The sequence below is a fragment of the Lutibacter sp. B1 genome, assembly GCF_012524075.1.
In the GTDB taxonomy this organism is placed as follows: domain Bacteria; phylum Bacteroidota; class Bacteroidia; order Flavobacteriales; family Flavobacteriaceae; genus Lutibacter.
This window is the reverse complement of sequence record NZ_JAAZUI010000004.1, coordinates 1-19,523: the sequence shown is the minus strand read 5'-3', so window position 1 is coordinate 19,523 and position 19,523 is coordinate 1. Positions and strand designations below refer to the sequence as shown.

At 30.4% G+C, this 19,523-nt stretch carries 13 protein-coding genes; 6 read left to right on the top strand and 7 right to left on the bottom strand.

The genetic code is table 11. The annotated features are described in order from the left end of the window. Positions 1-63: 63 nt before the first annotated feature. The gene (trxA, locus tag HGB55_RS03280) at positions 64-420 is read right to left on the bottom strand and encodes a thioredoxin (RefSeq protein ID WP_168814638.1); all 357 of its coding nucleotides are present in this window, start codon (positions 418-420) and stop codon (positions 64-66) included. 227 nt (positions 421-647) lie between these two features. Here trxA and HGB55_RS03275 point away from each other — a divergent pair, with 227 nt between their 5' ends. Next, positions 648-2,795 (top strand): prolyl oligopeptidase family protein, encoded by a 2,148-nt coding sequence (locus HGB55_RS03275; protein ID WP_168814637.1) that lies wholly within the window; start codon positions 648-650, stop codon positions 2,793-2,795. 100 nt (positions 2,796-2,895) lie between these two features. On the opposite strand, the gene HGB55_RS03270 is transcribed toward HGB55_RS03275, so the two are convergent. Continuing rightward, complete coding sequence (locus HGB55_RS03270) at positions 2,896-3,351, bottom strand: 3-oxoacyl-ACP synthase (RefSeq protein ID WP_168814636.1); 456 nt, start codon at positions 3,349-3,351, stop codon at positions 2,896-2,898. 64 nt (positions 3,352-3,415) lie between these two features. Between HGB55_RS03270 and HGB55_RS03265 the strand changes: the two genes are divergently transcribed. Beyond that, on the top strand, positions 3,416-4,390 hold the full coding sequence (locus tag HGB55_RS03265) for a TIGR01212 family radical SAM protein (RefSeq protein ID WP_168814634.1): 975 nt from the start codon (positions 3,416-3,418) through the stop codon (positions 4,388-4,390). Here HGB55_RS03265 and HGB55_RS03260 read toward each other — a convergent pair. Beyond that, positions 4,351-5,118, bottom strand: a complete 768-nt coding sequence (locus tag HGB55_RS03260) for a membrane metalloprotease (protein ID WP_168814632.1) — start codon at positions 5,116-5,118, stop codon at positions 4,351-4,353. The genes HGB55_RS03265 and HGB55_RS03260 overlap by 40 nt on opposite strands. A 248-nt stretch (positions 5,119-5,366) precedes the next feature. Between HGB55_RS03260 and HGB55_RS03255 the strand changes: the two genes are divergently transcribed. After that, a complete protein-coding gene (locus tag HGB55_RS03255) occupies positions 5,367-6,485 on the top strand; it encodes a saccharopine dehydrogenase family protein (protein ID WP_168814630.1) in 1,119 nt (372 codons plus the stop codon). Between the two features lie 90 nt (positions 6,486-6,575). Here HGB55_RS03255 and dinB read toward each other — a convergent pair whose 3' ends face one another. Next, positions 6,576-7,667: a DNA polymerase IV gene (dinB, locus tag HGB55_RS03250; RefSeq protein WP_168814628.1), complete on the bottom strand. Its 1,092-nt coding sequence runs from the start codon at positions 7,665-7,667 to the stop codon at positions 6,576-6,578. A 109-nt stretch (positions 7,668-7,776) separates the two neighbouring features. On the opposite strand from dinB, the gene HGB55_RS03245 reads away from it, so the two are divergent. Then, positions 7,777-11,529, top strand: a complete 3,753-nt coding sequence (locus tag HGB55_RS03245) for a restriction endonuclease subunit S (protein ID WP_168814617.1) — start codon at positions 7,777-7,779, stop codon at positions 11,527-11,529. 207 nt (positions 11,530-11,736) lie between these two features. On the opposite strand, the gene gdhA (HGB55_RS03240) is transcribed toward HGB55_RS03245, so the two are convergent. The 3 genes from gdhA (HGB55_RS03240) to gdhA (HGB55_RS03230) all read right to left on the bottom strand — a co-directional run bounded on the left by gdhA (HGB55_RS03240) (position 11,737) and on the right by gdhA (HGB55_RS03230) (position 17,677). Then, complete coding sequence (gene gdhA / locus HGB55_RS03240) at positions 11,737-13,074, bottom strand: NADP-specific glutamate dehydrogenase (RefSeq protein ID WP_168814616.1); 1,338 nt, start codon at positions 13,072-13,074, stop codon at positions 11,737-11,739. Positions 13,075-13,178: 104 nt separating this feature from the next. Further along, positions 13,179-16,214: a PEP/pyruvate-binding domain-containing protein gene (locus tag HGB55_RS03235; RefSeq protein WP_168814614.1), complete on the bottom strand. Its 3,036-nt coding sequence runs from the start codon at positions 16,212-16,214 to the stop codon at positions 13,179-13,181. A 119-nt stretch (positions 16,215-16,333) separates the two neighbouring features. Then, on the bottom strand, positions 16,334-17,677 hold the full coding sequence (gene gdhA, locus HGB55_RS03230; RefSeq protein WP_168814612.1) for an NADP-specific glutamate dehydrogenase: 1,344 nt from the start codon (positions 17,675-17,677) through the stop codon (positions 16,334-16,336). 261 nt (positions 17,678-17,938) lie between these two features. On the opposite strand from gdhA (HGB55_RS03230), the gene pheS reads away from it, so the two are divergent. Both pheS and HGB55_RS03220 read left to right on the top strand, forming a co-directional pair. Then, the gene (gene pheS / locus HGB55_RS03225) at positions 17,939-18,958 is read left to right on the top strand and encodes a phenylalanine--tRNA ligase subunit alpha (protein ID WP_168814610.1); all 1,020 of its coding nucleotides are present in this window, start codon (positions 17,939-17,941) and stop codon (positions 18,956-18,958) included. 88 nt (positions 18,959-19,046) lie between these two features. Then, positions 19,047-19,460: a hypothetical protein gene (locus tag HGB55_RS03220; protein WP_168814608.1), complete on the top strand. Its 414-nt coding sequence runs from the start codon at positions 19,047-19,049 to the stop codon at positions 19,458-19,460. Positions 19,461-19,523: the final 63 nt, after the last annotated feature.

Sequence of the window (19,523 nt, the reverse complement as noted above, 5' to 3'; positions counted from 1 at the left end):
AAAATATTAAAACTAAAAAAACCACATAATATGTGGTTTTTTTATTAGGGCTGTTGGGGCAATTTATTTAACCTCTAGCACGTCTTTTATAATTTGTTCTAACTGATGTTTAGGTAAAGCACCTTGTGCCATTTGTGGCTCAGCATTTTTTGGAACAAATAAAATTGAAGGAATACTTCTAATACCAAAAGCTCCCGCTAATTCTTGTTCAGCTTCAGTATCAATTTTATAAATATTCACTTTCCCTTTATAATCTTCACTCAATTCTTCTAAAATTGGAGCTACCATTTTACACGGGCCACACCAATCTGCATAAAAATCAATAATACAAGGTAAATCTCCCTCAAATTTCCACTCTTTATTTTTTTCGTAATTAAAAACTTTTTCAAAAAAAGTTTCTTTTGTTAATAATTCTGTCATTGTTATTAAATTTTATTTTATTAAAAAACAGCAATTTTTATACCACTATTATTTATATGGCAAAGTGACACAAAAAGTTACAAACCTTAAGTAACATAAGTTACTCCATTTAGTATTCTGTAATATACTATTTTTTTAAACAATTCTTTTTAACATCAAATTATATTGAAGTACTAACCTTAAGCATACTTTTTTGGTTAAATTTGTTAAATGCAAATCTATTTACAATGAAAAATATTTTATTAATTACAGTAATTGGCGTTTTTATAATTTCATGTAAAAACACCGATTCAACAAAAAATGAAGTGCAATTGAAATATCCTACAACCAAACAAGTTGATTCTGTTACAGATTATTTTGGTATAAAAGTTAAAGACCCATACAGGTGGTTAGAAGATGATATGTCTGATGAAACCGCAGCTTGGGTAAGTGCTGAAAATGAAGTTACTTTTAATTATCTATCTAAAATTCCTTACAGGGAAGAATTGAAAGCACGATTAGAAAAAATTTGGAATTATGAAAAAATAGGAGCTCCTTTTAAAGAAGGCGAGTATACCTATTTTTATAAAAATAACGGTTTGCAAAATCAATATGTATTGTATCGCTTTAAAAATGAAGGCGATGAGCCTGAAGTGTTTTTAGATCCAAATACTTTTTCTGAAGATGGCACAACGTCTTTAGGCGGTTTATCTTTTTCTGATGATGGGAAGATGTTAGCTTATGCCATTTCTGAAGGCGGTTCAGATTGGAGAAAAATAATTATTATGGATGCCATTACTAAAGAAATTAAAGAAGACACCATTATTGATGTTAAGTTCAGCGGAATGTCATGGAAAGGTAACGAAGGCTTCTATTATTCAAGCTATGAAAAGCCTGAAGGGAGTGAGCTTTCTGCAAAAACAGATCAGCATCGTTTATTTTTTCACAAATTAGGAACTACTCAAAAAGAGGATAAAATTATTTTTGGCGATAAAGTAAAACGCCGATATATTAATGGAAATGTTACTGAAGACGGAAAATATTTAGTGATTAGAGCTTCTATTTCAACTTCGGGTAACGAATTATATATTAAAGATTTATCAAATCCTAAAAGTGAAATTTTACCTATAATTAAAGATTTTGATTACGACACCTATGTTCTAGACAATAAAAATGATACACTTTTATTGGTAACCAATTTAGATGCTCCAAACAAACGAATTGTAAAAGTAAACGCAAGTAATCCTGCTCCGGAAAATTGGATTGATGTAATACCAGAAACCAAAAATGTATTATTACCTTCTAAAGCTAATGGTTATATTTTTACAAATTATATGGTTGATGCCGTATCTCAGGTAAAACAATATAATTATGAAGGTAAATTAATTCGTGAAATTGAACTTCCCGGTGTTGGAACAGCTTCAGGGTTTGGTGGTAAAAAAGATGATGAAATCATATATTATTCTTTTTCAAATTATATTACTCCGGGCTCAATCTATTCATTTAAAACAAAAACAGGCGAATCTGAATTATATAAAAAACCTGCTATCGATTTTAATTCTGATAATTTTATTACTGAACAAGTATTTTATCCATCTAAAGACGGTACTTTAATACCTATGATAATTTCCTATAAAAAAGGTACTGAACTGAATGGTAAAAATCCTACCATTTTATATGGATATGGAGGTTTCAATATTAGTTTAACTCCAAGTTTCAGTATTACAAATGCGGTATGGATGGAACAAGGCGGTATTTTTGCAGTTCCTAATTTACGCGGAGGTGGAGAATACGGTAAAGAATGGCACATAGCCGGAACCAAAATGCAAAAACAAAATGTGTTTGACGATTTTATTGCTGCTGCCGAATATTTAATTGAAAATAACTACACTTCATCTGAATATTTAGCAATTAGAGGTGGCTCTAACGGTGGCTTATTAGTAGGTGCTACTATGACTCAAAGACCCGATTTAATGAAAGTGGCTTTACCCGCTGTTGGTGTTATGGATATGTTACGCTATCATACTTTTACTGCAGGTGCAGGCTGGGCTTACGATTATGGAACTGCTGAAGATTCTAAAGAAATGTTCGAATATTTAAAAGGATATTCACCTGTACATAACATAAAAGAAGGTGTTAGTTATCCTGCAACTTTGGTAACTACTGCCGACCATGATGATAGAGTTGTACCTGCACATTCTTTTAAATTTGCAGCCGAATTACAAGCAAAACAAACAGGTAATAATCCTACCCTAATTAGAATTGAAACCAATGCAGGGCATGGAGCCGGTACTCCTGTTACTAAAACTATTGAACAATATGCCGATATTTTTGGTTTTACTTTATACAATATGGGCTTTAAAGAATTGCCGAATAAACAAAAAATTAAAGGTTAAAAATTTACATTATAAATTATCGTCATTGAGAGGAGTAAAACAACGAAGTAACCTTATAATAACTAATAGATTGCTTCATTTCATTCGCAATGACGATAATTTAGTATGTACTCGAAATTTCAGCATTATTAAATGGTATAATGCTTTTAACTCTTTTGCCTAATAATTGTTGCCCTATTGGTGAATTGGTAGAAACCGCATAATAATCTATATTATTTATGGTTATTTTACCAATACTTATTGATAAATAGTAATTTTCTTTACTTGTTAAAATCAAACTTCCTAAACAAACTATATCTGATGTGTTTTCAGTAGAAATTTTAGATAAAACTTCTTTCATTTGATTGATCGATGTTAGTTGCTGGCTTGCTTTTTCCATTTCCAGTTGTAACATGGCGCGCCCGGTTTCATGTTTGTCTCCAGCAGAACTTTTAGTTTCGGAAAAAAGCGAAGTTTTATTCAATTCAATTATATCTATAACTGTTTTATGCTGCCTTTCAACAAAAAGCATACACGTTTCAAACAATTTTCTCTTAATTTCTTTGTGGTTTTCCATAAATTATCGGTAAAAATAACCCAATCCATATTCTTTTGATAATTTTGTAGTACAATTTTTACAAATGCAATTTACAGGAAAACGATATCTCGATTACTCTTCGTTCATTAAATCTCAATTTGGTGAAAGAGTACAAAAAATATCATTGGATATCGGGTTTTCTTGTCCCAATCGAGATGGAACTAAAGGTTATGGAGGTTGTACATATTGCAATAATAATTCTTTTAACCCTGATTATTGTGAACCTGAAAAAAGCATTAAAGAGCAATTGGAAAAAGGAATTTCTTTTTTTTCCAAAAAAAATAAAATTACTCATTACTTAGCTTATTTTCAAGCATACACAAATACTTATTCTGATATAGAGTCTTTAAAAAATTTGTATGAAGAAGCTTTAAAAGTTCCCGGAGTAATTGGTTTGGCCATAGGTACAAGACCCGATTGTATTACTGATGAAATTATTGATTATCTATCATTTCTGTCGAAAAAATATTTTATTTCATTAGAATTTGGAGTAGAGAGTACATTAAACAAAACTTTAAGAAATGTAAACAGATGCCATACCTTTGAAGAAACCAAAGAAGCCTTTAACAAATGTAAAAACAAAGGTTTTCATTTAGGAGCCCATTTAATAATTGGTTTGCCGGGCGAAACTAAAAGGGAATTATTAAACCATGCTACAGAAATTTCTAAACTTCCTATTGATACCCTAAAACTGCATCATTTACAAATTGTGAAAAACTCTGTAATGGCTGTGCAATACAAACGTAATCCTGAAAACTTTAAGTTATTTACATCAGAAGATTATATTGATTTTATTACTGAATTTATTGGCTATTTACGCCCAACTATTATTATTGAACGCTTTATAAGCGAAGCTCCAAAAGAGTTACTTATTGCACCCAAATGGAATCGAATTAAAAATTTTGAAATAGTAGCCAAAATTGATAAAAAACTAACCGAAAAAAATATGTGGCAAGGAAAATTTTACCAAAAAACTAATTATTTCCCTCCGTTAGCTTGTAAATCTTCAATACAATAGGCATCTAATTGAGGAACTTTATCTCCAGAAATAAACTGACCAATTCTACTTCCGTTTTCAGCTTGATAATACATTAAACAATCCTCGTTAGTACAATGTCCTCCGTTCTCAGTATCCTGATGCTCATGCACTAAAGGAGTTCCAATATTAACCAAACCTAACAAATGGCAAAATTCATGTAAAATTACGGTGCTTTCCATCACTTTTCTGCTAGGTTCAAAGGGATTATCAGAAAAAGAATGAATGGTTTCTTCAAAAATTACAAACGATGTATTGCGATATGCGGTACCTAAAATTACAGAGTCATCTGTATCTCTATCCGACTTACCGTTTAAAAAAAGTGCTGAAATTGTTAGTTGATCTCCCGAAGAAAATTCGCTTCTGTTCTCATCTTCAATTTTCTTTACTTCACCCATACTGTAATCAGTTTGTGTAGGTATTTCAAGTAATTTTTGTTGAATAATTACATTACTTTTGTAAGTACGCTCTTGTATAAATGCTTTTAGGTTGTTCAACGTTTCTGTTTGAGGTTGAAACCCTTCAACATACATTACTTCAATTAAAATATTGCTAAAATAATTGGCTGATAATATATCTTCTGCCGAATAACCTACTTGTTTTGTATAAGAATAACTGCTGGTATAATTATTTGAATCATTATCATCACTGCTACAACTTACAATTGTTAAAAAGCTAAGTAATAGTATACTTTTAAATATGTATTTCATTAAATATTAGGGGTTTATTTAACCATCATTTTTTACACCTTTAAATATAAACTCTTTTATTGGTTTTTTATTTTAATTTTTAAAAATCATTATTTAATTTATTGTATGTTTATAGTATGCTTAAACATCTCTTCAAATCACTTTCACAAATGCCTTGGGTTTTAATTCCAGGGTTATAATTATTGTTTTTTTACATCAAAATTTCAATTTTTCACTACTGTTTTCTTTCATTTTTAAAATTTTAAACTATGAGCAAAATTATTGTTTTAGGTGCCGGTATGGTAGGCAGCACAATAGCTGTTGATATGGCAAAAAAACACCATGTTTCTATAACCGATTTTAGTAAAACAGCATTGTATAATGCTTTAAAAAAATGCGATAAACTCAATACAATTATTTTAGATGTAACCAATAAAAAAGAATTGCAAAAAACCATTACCCCGTTTGATTTGGTTATTTGTGCAGTTCCGGGTTTTTTGGGTTTTGAAACCTTAAAATCTATTATTGAAGCCGGTAAAAACGTAATTGATATCTCGTTTTTTCCTGAAAATTCTTTAGAACTAGATGCTTTGGCAAAAGAAAAAAATGTTACGGCTATTGTAGATTGTGGTGTAGCTCCCGGAATGGGAAATTATATTTTAGGTTACTATAACGAAAAATTTAAAGTAACCTATTTTGAATGTTTGGTAGGCGGTTTACCTAAAGTTACAAAGTGGCCGTTTAATTACAAAGCGCCTTTTTCTCCGGTTGATGTTATTGAAGAATATACGCGTCCGGCTCGCTATGTTGAAAACGGAAATATTGTTGTGAAAGAAGCACTTTCTGACTGTGAATTTGTAAATTTTGAAGATGTTGGGACTTTGGAGTCTTTCAATTCTGATGGCCTACGCTCTATTATTTATACTATGTCTCACATTCCAAATATGAAAGAAAAAACATTGCGTTATCCTAACCATGTAGAATACGTTAAAGTTTTAAAAGAAAGCGGATTTTTTAATGAAGAAAAAATAAAAATAAACGGTATAGAAATTTCTCCTTTAGAGTTTACTTCTAAAATTTTATTTAATGAATGGAAATTAGGAGAAACTGAAAAAGAACTTACCGTAATGCGCATTACCGTTAAAGGTGAAAACAAAACCGTTATTTATAATTTACACGATACTTTTTGTGAAAAAACAAAAACCTCATCAATGGCAAGAACAACAGGTTACACGGCAACAGCCTCAGCAAATATGTTTTTAGAAGGTTTATTTAGCGAGAAAGGTGTTTTTCCTCCAGAATTAGTTGGTAAATATGAAAACTGTTTCAAGTATGTTTTAAACTATTTGAAAGACCGAAATGTGGTTTATAAAAAAGAAGAGTTTTAAAAAAGGTTAGATTCCTGCCTCAGCAGGAATGACAAAATAAACACTTGCCTTTACTTCAACTCTAATCAGGAATAAAAAGGAATCACAAAATTAAAATTCAAACTTTAACTGAACATCAATTACTTTTTCAATTTTTTTAGAGTGTATATTTAAATTGGTAACTGAAATGCCTAATAAACGGACAGAGTTCAATACTTTTTCTTGAAAAAGTAATTCTTTTACTGTTTCGAATAATATAGCCTTTTCTTTTACAAAATACGGTAAAGTTTTACTGCGTGTTTGCAATTTAAAGTCGCTGTATTTTATTTTTAAGGTGATTGTTTTTCCCGATACTTTTGAATGTATTAAGCGCTGTTCCAGTTCTTCTGAAATTTTTTCTAATTTTTCGAGCATAAATATTTCAGAAGTTAAATTTTGAAAAAAAGTATGCTCTGCTGCAACTGATTTTCGAAGTCTGTTAGGTTTCACTTTGCTGTTATGTATCCCTCGAACAATATGATAATAGTGACTTCCTGAACTTTTAAAATGTTGCGTTAAAAATTCTTCACTTTTTTCTTTCAAATCTTTCCCTTTAAAAATGCCCAAATTATACATTTTAGCTGCCGTAACTTTACCTATACCATAAAATTTTTCAATAGGTAATTCTTCTAAAAAAGGGATTACCTCTTCCGGCGGAATGGTTTTTTGTCCGTTTGGTTTGTTAATATCAGAAGCAATTTTTGCGACAAATTTATTTACTGAAATTCCTGCGGAAGCATGTAAGTTAAGTTCATCAAAAATGCGTTGCCTAATCTCTTGAGCTATTAATGTTGCTGATGGATTACCCTTTTTATTTTCGGTAACATCCAAATAAGCTTCATCTAACGATAAAGGTTCCACCAAATCGGTATAATCATAAAAAATAGTGCGTATTTTATTTGAAATTTCTTTATATCTTCCAAACCTTGGTTTTACAAATATTAAATGAGGACACAATTTTTTAGCTGTAACACCACTCATGGCACTTCTAACACCAAATTTACGAGCTTCGTAACTGGCTGCCGAAACCACACCTCGCTCACTACCTCCACCAACAGCAATTGGTTTTCCTTTTAAATCAGGGTTATCCAATTGCTCTACAGAAGCGTAAAAAGCATCCATATCCACATGAATAATTTTGCGGTATTTAGGTTCAGTGCTCACTACTCAAAAATACAAAAGTAATGTTCATTATTTTTTTGATAACTCAAAATGATTGTCGTTTTTTTGTTTACTTTTTTATTAATTTTGTAATAACCTGAAAAACCCTGCTTTGAATCAAAAAAAACTCATACAAAAACTTAATTTTCAGCCAAAAGAAAATACTTCAGATATTTTTATAAAAAAATATGCTGATAATTATACTATTGAAATAGATTTTAAAAACCAAACTTTCTATTTTGGCGGAAAAATAAAAATAGGAGAAAAAGACATTCAAAATATTACAAAACAGGAAGATTGGGTTGTTTTAGAATGTGTAAACAGGTTACTTGAAAAAGGATATAAACCCGAAAATATTTCATTAGAAAAAGTATATCCGGCAGGGCACGGATTTTCAGGAAGATTAGACATTTGTGTAACTCGAGAAGATGGTTCTGAATACCTTTTAATAGAATGTAAAACATACAGTAAAGAATTTGATAAAGCTTTAAATCGTTTAAATAAAGATGGTGGTCAACTTTTTACCTACTTTAAATTTAGTAATAAGGCAGATATTATTATGCTTTATGCATCTGAATTAAATGAAAATGAAATTGTTTATAAAAACGAAATTGTAAAAATTGAAGAAGAATATAGAACCGGAGATGTAAAAGATTTTTATGAAAAATGGAATAAACTAACTAAAGATAATGGTGTTTTTGAAGAATGGGTAAAATCGTATAATTTTGAAAGCAAAGCTCTAACAATAAATGAGTTAATTGAAATAAAACAAGAGGACAGCAGTTTTATTTTTAATCGTTTTTTAGAAATTTTACGTCACAACGTTGTTTCAGATAAAGGAAATGCATTTAATAGAATTTTTACATTATTTCTTTGTAAAATTTATGATGAAAAAATCAACGAAGGAACTAACAACGAATTAGGTTTTCAATGGTTGGAAGGAATTGATGACCACAGAAGTTTTCAGCTACGATTAACTGATTTATATAAAGAAGGAATGCATGAGTTTTTAGAAAAAGTAGTTACCGATTTTTCTGAAACAGAATTTAATAATAAATTTAATTATTTAACTGAAGATCAACGTAAACCAATTTTAGATGAATTTCATAAAATTAGATTAGAAAAAAATAATGAGTTTGCGATTAAAGATGTATATGATGAACAGTCTTTTAATGAAAATGCAGTCGTAGTAAAAGAAATTGTTGAATTATTGCAAAAATACAAGCTCCGCTACACCAAAAAACAACAATATCTATCCGATTTTTTTGAGTTATTATTAACTACAGGTTTAAAACAAGAATCCGGACAATTTTTTACACCTGTGCCAATAGCGCAATTTGTAATTAAAAGTTTACCAATTGACACCATTTTAGAAAACAAATTGGCAACAGCAAAAATAGATAATGATACTTTATTACCTTATGTAATGGATTATGCAGCAGGTAGCGGACACTTTTTGACCGAAACCATGCATGAAATGCAACGGTTAATTAAACAAAAAGACAGTACAAAATACAACCCGAGTGTAGCCAAAAAAATTAGTTATTGGCAAAATGATCATTTTGCTTGGGCAATTCAATATATATACGGAATTGAAAAAGATTATCGACTGGTAAAAGTTGGTAAAGTAGGTTGCTATTTACATGGTGATGGACTGGCTAATGTAATTCATAGTGATGGATTGGCGCGTTTTAATCATCCAGATTATAAAGGGAAGCTGTTACATACAGATAAAGATTTTCCAAAAGATAATAAACAGTTTGATATTATAGTCTCAAATCCGCCATATTCTGTTTCTGCTTTTAAAAACGCAGCACGCACTTTTTATAAAGATGAAGATTTTGAATTGTATAATAAACTAACTGATAACAGTAGTGAAATTGAATGTTTGTTTATAGAACGAACCAAACAATTATTAAAAGATGGAGGTGTTGCAGGTATAATTTTACCAAGTTCTATTTTAAGTAATACGGGAATTTACACAAAGTCTCGTGAAATTATTTTACAATATTTTGATATTGTTGGTATTACAGAATTGGGCAGTAATACTTTTATGGCAACAGGAACCAACACAGTAACGCTATTTTTAAGAAGACGCAATAATTACGAAAGTTTAAATATTAAAATTGCCGTAGAAAAATTTTTCGCAGCCTTACAAGATGTTACAATAAACGGTATAGAAAAACCTGTAACAAAATATATAAATCACGTTTGGGAAGCTACCTCCAACTCCTCCAAAGGAAGAGAGAAATTCTCTTTTGATGATTATATAACTTTATTACAAAAAAAACCAAATAAAATTATTACTGAACACGAAATTTATATAGAATATAAAAAGAAACTAAAAGCTAAAAACGATAAAGAATTTTGGACTCTTCTTTTAGAAAAAGAAGCTGATAAATTGTATTATTTTATTATTACTTACCCACAAAAAGTGGTATTGATAAAAAGTGGCGAAAAAAATGCTGAAAAACGATTTTTAGGATACGAGTTTAGTAACCGTAGAGGTAGTGAAGGCATACACCCAATACAACGAGGCAAAAACATTGAAGATTGCACCCAATTGTTTCATCCTGATAAATTTGATGATAAAACAAAGGCAAGTACCTATATTTATAAAGCATTTCAAGGAGATTTTGAAAGTACTGTTGATGAAACAATGCAAAACAACGTTTCTCGCCATAATTTGGTTGATATGTTAACTTTTGACCGAGTTGATTTTGAAAAAAACATTTCACTTTCTGTTAAAAAAAAAATTAAATATGAATTAGTTTGGGGAACTGATAAATTAGAATATCTAGGTCTTGTTTCAGATATTAAAAAAGGAACATCAATTACAAAAAATAAAACCTTAAAAGGAAAAATTCCTGTAATTGCAGGAGGAAAGGAACCTGCTTATTTTCATAACGAATATAATCGTGATAAAAATGTTGTGACAGTTAGTGCATCTGGGGCTTATGCAGGTTTCGTTAACTATTTTGAAACACCAATTTTTGCGTCAGATTGTAATACAATTATCTCAAACAATGAAAATTTAATTTCTACAAAATTGATTTATTTATTTTTAAAATCAATACAAACTGAAATCTACCAATTACAAAGAGGTCAAGCGCAGCCCCATGTTTATAGTGATGATTTATCAAACATAAAAATTCCAATTCCATCATTAAACATACAACAAAAAATAGTTGCTGAAATTGAAGTTTTAGAAGCAAAAGAAATAAAAGCAAAAGAGGATATTGAAACACTTAAAGAGAAGATAAAAAACGCTATTTTAAAAGTTACAGGTAATTTAGTATCATTATCTAATATTACTTCAAAAATAGGAAGCGGAGCAACACCTAGAGGTGGAGAAAGCTCATATAAAACAAGTGGAATTTCATTAATTAGAAGTCAAAATATATATGATAATCAGTTTAATAACAAAGGATTAGCTTTTATTGATGAGGAACAAGCACGAAAATTAAATAATGTAACTGTTGAAAAGAACGATATCCTTTTTAATATTACAGGTGCTTCAATTGCAAGGTGTTGTATTGTAGAAGATAAATATTTACCTGCAAGAGTTAATCAACACGTTTCTATTATTAGAGTTACAGATAAAGCATTGCCGCAATATGTCCAAAATATTTTAGTTTCAAATAAATACAAATCTCAATTATTAGAAATTGGTAATGGAGCAACTTCAAGAGAAGCAATAACGAAACAACAATTAGAAGATTTTAAAATTCCACTTCCACCACTTTCAGAACAACAAAAAATAGTTTCAGAAATTTCAACAATAGAAAAAAAAATAAGTGTTATTGAAAAAGAAATAGCAGAAATTCCTCAACAAAAAGAAGCTGTTTTAAAAAAGTATTTATAAAATAAAAAGGTTGTTTAAAAGCAAACCATTCGACAACCTATGCTTCGACTCCGCTCAGCAACCGGTTATTGAGCGGAATCGAAATAAGGGTTCTCATAATAATTGAGAATAAATATGATGAAATTCTGAACCAACACTTCGGCTACGCTCAGTATACCGTTCAGAATTAAACTTTTAGAAACTTTTTTATAACATAAATCACTAAAATTAAATAACTCCTTGGTCTAACATAGCATCGGCTACTTTTATAAAACCTGCAATATTAGCGCCTTTAACGTAGTTAATATAGCCGTCATCTTCTGTTCCGTATTTTAAACAAGCCTCATGTATTGACGACATAATTTGATGTAATTTAGCATCAACTTCTTCTTTTGTCCAGTTTAATTTCATGGCATTTTGCGACATTTCTAAACCGGAAACAGCTACTCCACCGGCGTTAGCAGCTTTACCCGGAGCAAATGGTATTTTTCCATTATGAAAAGCATAAATAGCTTCAGGTGTACAGCCCATATTTGAAACTTCTACAACATATTTAACTCCATTTTTAATTAAATTTTCGGCATCAATTCCATCTAATTCATTTTGAATTGCTGAAGGCATTGCAATATCACAAGGTACTTCCCAAGGTTTTTTACCCGGAATAAATTTAGCTTCAGGAAATACTTCAACATAAGGAGAAACTATATCGTTATTTGAAGCTCTTAGAGCTAATAAATAATTTATTTTTTCAGCGTCTAAGCCTTTTTCATCAAGTACATATCCGTCCGGTCCCGAAATGGTAATTACTTTACCTCCAAGTTCAATAACTTTTAGGGCAACACCCCAAGTTACGTTTCCAAATCCTGAAAGACAAACTACTTTATCTTTAAAAGTATCTCCATCAAGTTTTAACATTTCTTTGGTAAAATAGGTTGCTCCAAATCCGGTTGCTTCCGGTCTAATAAGACTTCCTCCCCAATTTAAACCCTTACCTGTTAAAACTCCTGAATTTTCGTGTTGTAGTTTTTTATACATACCGTATAAAAATCCAATTTCTCTACCTCCGGTTCCAATATCACCGGCAGGAACATCGGCACTTGGTCCAATAATCCTCCATAATTCTAACATAAAAGCTTGGCAAAAACGCATAATTTCGGCATCAGACTTACCTTTTGGGTTAAAATCTGAACCTCCTTTACCGCCTCCCATAGGTAATGTAGTTAAGGCATTTTTGAAAATTTGTTCAAAACCTAAAAATTTAAGGATGCTCAAATTTACACTAGGGTGTAAGCGAATACCACCTTTGTATGGGCCAATTGCGTTGTTAAACTGAACTCTGTACCCTAAATTAACATGTACATTTCCGGCATCGTCCATCCAAGAAACTCTAAATGTTAAAATTCGATCCGGCTCAACTAAACGTTCAATAATTTTAGCAGCTTCGTATTGTGGATTCTCATTGTAAATTGTTTCAATTGATTCCAACACTTCATGAACAGCCTGTAAATATTCTTTTTCACCAGGATGTTTGGTTTCTAGGTTTGTTAATATACCTTGCACTTTCATAATATTACTGTTTTAACGTAAATAAAATCTATTATTAAAATTAATCATATTAAATTCAACTATTGTTATTCTTATGTTATAAATATTTAATAGTTGCTATTGTTTTACATAAAGCCTTCGGGAGGTAATTCATCAATTAAATCTTCTAATTGCTCCATACCATTTAATTGTTTAAAGCCTTCTTTAAAAATTGCTGCTTTATTACTTTTTCCTTCAATAATTACTGTTAAAGATGTTTTAAATCTTATATGTCGTAAATAGGTATTTTCATATACCGCTTTATGATTGTTCAAATATTCTAAATCAAAATAACCTTCATTTATAAAAGGATTTATGGTTAAATAACCTACTTTAAACGATGTTAAATTTTGAAAGAAATGAGTTCCCTGACTTGGATCTATCCTGAAATTATTAAGTCCTGCTTCAACAATTACCTTTGCTGAAGATATTTGTGGCCAAATTACCGGTATACCCAACCAAGGATCGCTAGAACCCCATCGTCCCGGACCCACTAAAATATAGTGTTTGTTTTGCTCTATAAATTTTCTGTTTAACTCTTCTACCGCAGTTGCAATTTGTCTTGTATTTGCAGAATTAAATGTTTCAGGCTTCACATATACTAAATCGTGAATATGCTCATATTTTCCATTTCCTAAAGCCGATTCTGAGTATATTATACTATCTGAAAGTTTAAAATCTTCAGGCAAATCGCTTACCATTTCCTTACTTTCAACTATTGGCCTAATTTGCAAAAAACTGAATTCTCTTGGTTTATCTTTTGGTACATCTAAATTTATTGCGAACTCCATTTCAATTGGGTTTCTCATTTCTCGTTGACCAATACGTAACAAATCTTGCAAAATCTCAGGTAGAGGGAAAGTGTTATATTTTAAAATATTATCAAATGTTACTACACGAATGCCTTCGTGTAAAACACCCGGTTTTATAACATTATTTTGCAAATCGTATGTTGAGGCTACAAATTTTAATGCTTTTTGATGATCTTTAGCACTTCTAATTACTATCTTTTTTTTATTGATTGACTCACTTGTAGAAGCTTTGTAGCTATCCGGATTCATATCTAACCCATAAAAATATTGTTGCGTTTCTCTTAAAGTTGAACTTGGAGATGATAGTTGTAATACTTTTTTTGGATGATAAGGAGAAAATCTAAGTGTTTTACCTCCTCCAACAATAATTTCTCCCAAACCTAAAGCAATATTGGCAATTCCTTCACTAGGCTGCTCATTTCCTAAAGGATAAAAATTAATTGAACGTGCAACTCCTGATATGTTTGGATAAAAAAGATTATCATATTGTTTTCCAACAACCTCTTGTAAAATTACAGCCATTTTACTTTCTTCAATAGAATGTGATGTTGCTTTTAAATATGCTTTACTATTTTTAAAAAATGCTGAAGCAAAAACAGATTTTATTGCTGTACTAACCATTTCTAACATTTTTTCTTTTCCGGTATTTGGAAGCATATAGGTTGCAAAAATTCCTGCAAACGGTTGGTAATGTGAATCTTCTAATGTACTTGAAGATCGAACAGCTATAGGTGTTTTAGCAATATTTAAAAAAGCCTGAATATCTTCTAAAACCCATTTTGGTAAAGGGTTTGAAATAAATTTGTTTAAAATTTCATCATCGTTATCAGTTTCAGCAACAAAAGTGATCAAATCGTATGTTTCAATAAACTCATCAAAAACTTCGGTACTTAGCACAACTGTACGCGGAATAGATATGTTTACATCATCATATTTTTTAAATAATTTATGTCTTTTTAAAAATGAATCAATAAAAGCTAAACCTCTACCTTTTCCTCCTAAAGAGCCATCACCTATTCGTGAAAAACCTAAATATTCATCGTATTTATTTTTATCAAATTTTGAAATTATTCCTCTTGCTTTAAAAACACGATAGGCTTTAATTGCATTTATTAAAAATACTCTGATTTGTTTTACATCTTCAAAATCTTCATACTCAACATTGCTAAACAAGTCTCCTAAAGGGAAAAGTGCACGCGATCGTAACCACTTTGAGTATTCACTTCTTTTGGCATGATATGTAATAGCTTCATCGGTAACAGAACTTAAAGCTTTTTGAAATTCACTAAGATTTTTTGCTGTTTTCAGTACTTTCATTTGAACCGGATCCCAAAATTCAAAATCTCCAAATGAAAAATACTTGTTGATGTAATTTTTAATTTCTTGCTCTAAGGTAGATGAATGTTTGTATAAAAATTTCCCTTTTAGTTCTAAAGCATATTTTTCGTTATTGCTGTCTGAAGATTGAATTAAAAATGGAAAATACCTATCAATACTTCTTACATATTTTAAAAATTGAAAACCTGCTTTAGAATCTCGTTTACCATCTTTAAAATATGAAACATCCGATATAACGCCTAAAAGGTTGTGTTTATATTTTTGAAATAATGTCAAACCTTCTTCATATTGTGTAGCTAACAATATTTTTGGCCTACCTCTCATTAACATCATTCTACGGTGTTCATTTAAACCTTCCGACATAAAAGAATCTACCTGTTTCAGTAAAATTTTGTAGATGATTGGTAAATATCTTGAGTAAAATCTTAATGAATCTTCCACCAAAAGTATGGCTTTAACGCCAATTTCATTAATATCTTTTTCAGCATTCATTCTATCTTCCGTCAACTTAATAATTGCTAAAAAAATATCAACATTACCATTCCAATGAAAAACAAAATCTATAACTCCGGGATTTTCCTTTTCTAATTTACTTCTTAATTGTGATGAATAATGACTTAACGCTGCAATAGGAACATTTGGAAATGCCTCTTTTATTTGTTTTGAAGTTTCAAAAGCTTTGTAATTATCAATATCAAGCCAAGTAATTACCAAATCAATTTTATCTGTACTTAACGTTTTAATAGCTCTTTTGGCAGAATTAGCATGTAAAAAACTAGGAGGATATCTTAAGTTTAACGATGTATATTCGTTAAAAATACGCTCGTCAATTCTACCATCTTCTTCTAACATATAAAAATCGTAGTTAGAACAAACTATAAGAACTTTATTGATTCGATTTTGCATTAATTGGTTAAATGCAACCTCTTCAAATTCATACGTTTTTAAATCCGGAAGTACCTTTTTTCTCATTTTAACCTAGCTTGCTTCTATATTGCAAGATATTATTTTACTTTAATATCAAGTAACTTTAAACAGATAAAAAAGGGTTGTACTTAAACAACCCGTAATTAGTGTAAATATATTCAAAATTAAACAACTCCTTGTGCTAACATTGCATCAGCAACCTTAACAAATCCGGAAATGTTTGCTCCTGTTACATAATCTATATATCCATCATCTCTTTTACCATATTTTATACAAGATGCATGAATATCAGACATGATATTTTTAAGTTTTTCATCTACTTCTTCTCTGGTCCAAGTAATACGTAAAGAGTTTTGGCTCATTTCTAAACCCGATGTTGCCACACCACCGGCATTAGCAGCCTTACCCGGCGCATATAAAATTTTTGCTGCTAAAAATGTGTGTGCCGCATCAATTGTAGAAGGCATATTAGCTCCTTCACTAACAACATAGCATCCATTATCTAAAAGTGTTTTAGCATCATCACTGTTAATTTCATTTTGGATAGCACAAGGCAAAGCTACATCGCATTTTATACCCCAAGGTTTTTCATCTTTAAAGAATTTTGCTTTTGGATATTTTTTAACATATTCGTTAATTCTGCCTCTTTTTTCATTTTTAAGCTCCATTACATAGGCTAATTTATCGGCATTAATTCCTTCTTCGTCATAAATAAATCCTGATGAATCTGATAATGTAACAACTTTAGCACCTAACTGAGTTGCTTTTTCGCAGGCATATTGTGCAACATTTCCTGAACCTGAAACCGTTACTGTTTTACCTTCAATAGAATCTCCTCTGGTTTCTAACATATTTTGAGCAAAATAAACAGTACCATATCCTGTAGCTTCAGGGCGAATTAACGAACCTCCCCAAGACATTCCTTTTCCAGTTAAAACTCCAGTAAATTCATTACGCAATTTTTTATACATTCCGAATAAATAACCAATTTCTCTACCTCCAACGCCAACATCACCCGCAGGAACATCGGTATTTGGACCTATATGACGGAATAGTTCACTCATAAAACTTTGACAAAAACGCATAATTTCACCGTCCGACTTTCCTTTAGGATCAAAATCTGAACCACCTTTACCGCCACCCATTGGCAACGTTGTTAATGCATTTTTAAATACTTGCTCAAAAGCTAAAAATTTGAGAATACTTAAATTAACTGTTGGGTGAAATCGTAAACCACCTTTATAGGGTCCAATGGCAGAGTTCATTTCAATACGGTAGCCCCTATTAACAACTATTTCACCTTTATCATCAATCCATGGAACACGAAACATTATTACACGCTCCGGTTCAACCATTCTCAGTAAAATATTTTTACCATTATATATTTTTTGACTAGCGATATATGGAATTACAGTTTCCGCAACTTCTTCAACAGCTTGTAAAAATTCAGGTTCAAATTGATTGCGTTCTTTTACTAAATCAATAAACTTTTTTATTTTTGATTTCATAATATATAGCTAGTAATTTTAATTATATGTTAATTTATAATACAAATATACTCATTATTTTAAACTATAATCAAAATATAGTGTTTTATTTATGTAATATATTTTACACACTAAAACGTTTTCGTAAATTTATTTTAAAATAGCTTCATTTAGGCTTTATAAATACTGGGATTGTAAAAAATTTAGACGAATGTTATTAAATTTACATTCCGGTTTATAAAAATAAATTTATGTAAATTTGCATCCTAATTTTAAAGTAAAATGTTAGATAAAGTAAAAGAACTGATTGGAGAAGTAACAGCTTTCAATGCTACTGTTAAAGAGGATATTGAAACTTTTAGAATTAAATTTTTAGGTAAAAAAGGAATTCTTAACGATTTATTTGTTGAATTTAAAAATGTTGCTCCTGCTGAAAGAAAAGAATTTGGACAAGCATTAAATACTTTAAAAAATATTGCTCAGGAAAAAGTTAATGAACTAAAGGAAGCTATAGAAAATGAAAATGAGCAAAAAGGATTGTATGGAGATTTAACAAGACCTGCAGAACCTGTTGAATTAGGCTCTCGTCACCCTATTTCAATAGTTAGAAATAAAATTATCGATGTTTTTTCAAGAGTTGGCTTTACAGTTTCCGAAGGTCCTGAAATTGAAGATGACTGGCATAATTTTACCGCTTTAAATTTACCTGAATATCATCCGGCAAGAGATATGCAGGATACTTTTTTTATTGAAACAAATCCTGATATTTTATTGCGTACGCATACTTCATCGGTTCAAGTGCGTTATATGGAAAGTCATAAACCACCTATTAGAACCATTTCTCCGGGTCGTGTATTTAGAAATGAAGATATTTCGGCTCGCGCACATTGTATCTTTCATCAAGTTGAAGGTTTGTATATTGATACTGATGTTTCTTTTGCCGATTTAAAACAAACATTGCTTTATTTTACAAAAGAAATGTTTGGCAAATCTAAAATACGTTTACGCCCGTCTTATTTCCCTTTTACAGAGCCAAGTGCTGAAGTAGATATTTATTGGGGATTAGAAACTGAAACCGATTATAAAATAACTAAAGGAACTGGCTGGTTAGAAATTATGGGATGCGGTATGGTAGATCCAAACGTACTTAAAAACGCCAATATAGACCCTGAAATATATTCCGGTTATGCTTTTGGAATGGGAATTGAGCGTATTGCAATGTTACTATACCAAATACCTGATATTAGAATGTTTTACGAAAATGATGTTCGCTTTTTAGAACAATTTAAATCGGTGTTGTAAGCCCCCGAATCCCTTAAGGGAAAATTAAAAATACGTGTAAAAATAATTATAAGTTTCTTTCCCTTTGGGAAGGATGAAGAATGGAACAATGAAAAAAGATATTCAAATACCTGAGGTTTCTAATGTTTACATGGCTGTTGTAAAAGAATATAATGAAGAATTTCAATGTGAAGATTGGAATGCTTATATTATTAACAATAAAGATGTTGAGCTGGAAATGGTTATAATAGTTTCTAAAGGTTTTGATGAAGAAAAAGGTATTGAAACTTCTCTTTTTCGCCATAAAATTGACAATTTGCCTGCAAATTCTTTTGCTAAAGTTGAATTGCTTCAAGAAGATGTTATAAAACTTTCTAATGCTTTTAATGTTACTTTTTTTGAAAATTCTAAAATGTTCGATAAAAAATATTTGTTTAAAAAAGGAACTATAAAAGAAAGTGGAGTTGTTACCTTTACTCGGACACAAAATTTAAGACCGTTTGTTACAAAACAAATATCTTAGAAACATGAAAAAACGTATTTACAGTAAAGAGTTTAAAGATCAAACAGTTCGATTAAGTTATCA

What these genes read in the sequence shown, in the direction of transcription:
- pheS (WP_168814610.1), top strand. Translation starts at nt 17,939, where the DNA reads ATGTTAGATAAAGTAAAAGAACTGATTGGAGAAGTAACAGCTTTCAAT.
- HGB55_RS03235 (WP_168814614.1), bottom strand. Translation starts at nt 16,214, where the DNA reads ATGAGAAAAAAGGTACTTCCGGATTTAAAAACGTATGAATTTGAAGAG.
- trxA (WP_168814638.1), bottom strand. Translation starts at nt 420, where the DNA reads ATGACAGAATTATTAACAAAAGAAACTTTTTTTGAAAAAGTTTTTAAT.
- gdhA (WP_168814612.1), bottom strand. Translation starts at nt 17,677, where the DNA reads ATGAAATCAAAAATAAAAAAGTTTATTGATTTAGTAAAAGAACGCAAT.
- HGB55_RS03260 (WP_168814632.1), bottom strand. Translation starts at nt 5,118, where the DNA reads ATGAAATACATATTTAAAAGTATACTATTACTTAGCTTTTTAACAATT.
- HGB55_RS03270 (WP_168814636.1), bottom strand. Translation starts at nt 3,351, where the DNA reads ATGGAAAACCACAAAGAAATTAAGAGAAAATTGTTTGAAACGTGTATG.
- HGB55_RS03265 (WP_168814634.1), top strand. Translation starts at nt 3,416, where the DNA reads ATGCAATTTACAGGAAAACGATATCTCGATTACTCTTCGTTCATTAAA.
- gdhA (WP_168814616.1), bottom strand. Translation starts at nt 13,074, where the DNA reads ATGAAAGTGCAAGGTATATTAACAAACCTAGAAACCAAACATCCTGGT.
- HGB55_RS03255 (WP_168814630.1), top strand. Translation starts at nt 5,367, where the DNA reads ATGAGCAAAATTATTGTTTTAGGTGCCGGTATGGTAGGCAGCACAATA.
- HGB55_RS03220 (WP_168814608.1), top strand. Translation starts at nt 19,047, where the DNA reads ATGAAAAAAGATATTCAAATACCTGAGGTTTCTAATGTTTACATGGCT.
- HGB55_RS03275 (WP_168814637.1), top strand. Translation starts at nt 648, where the DNA reads ATGAAAAATATTTTATTAATTACAGTAATTGGCGTTTTTATAATTTCA.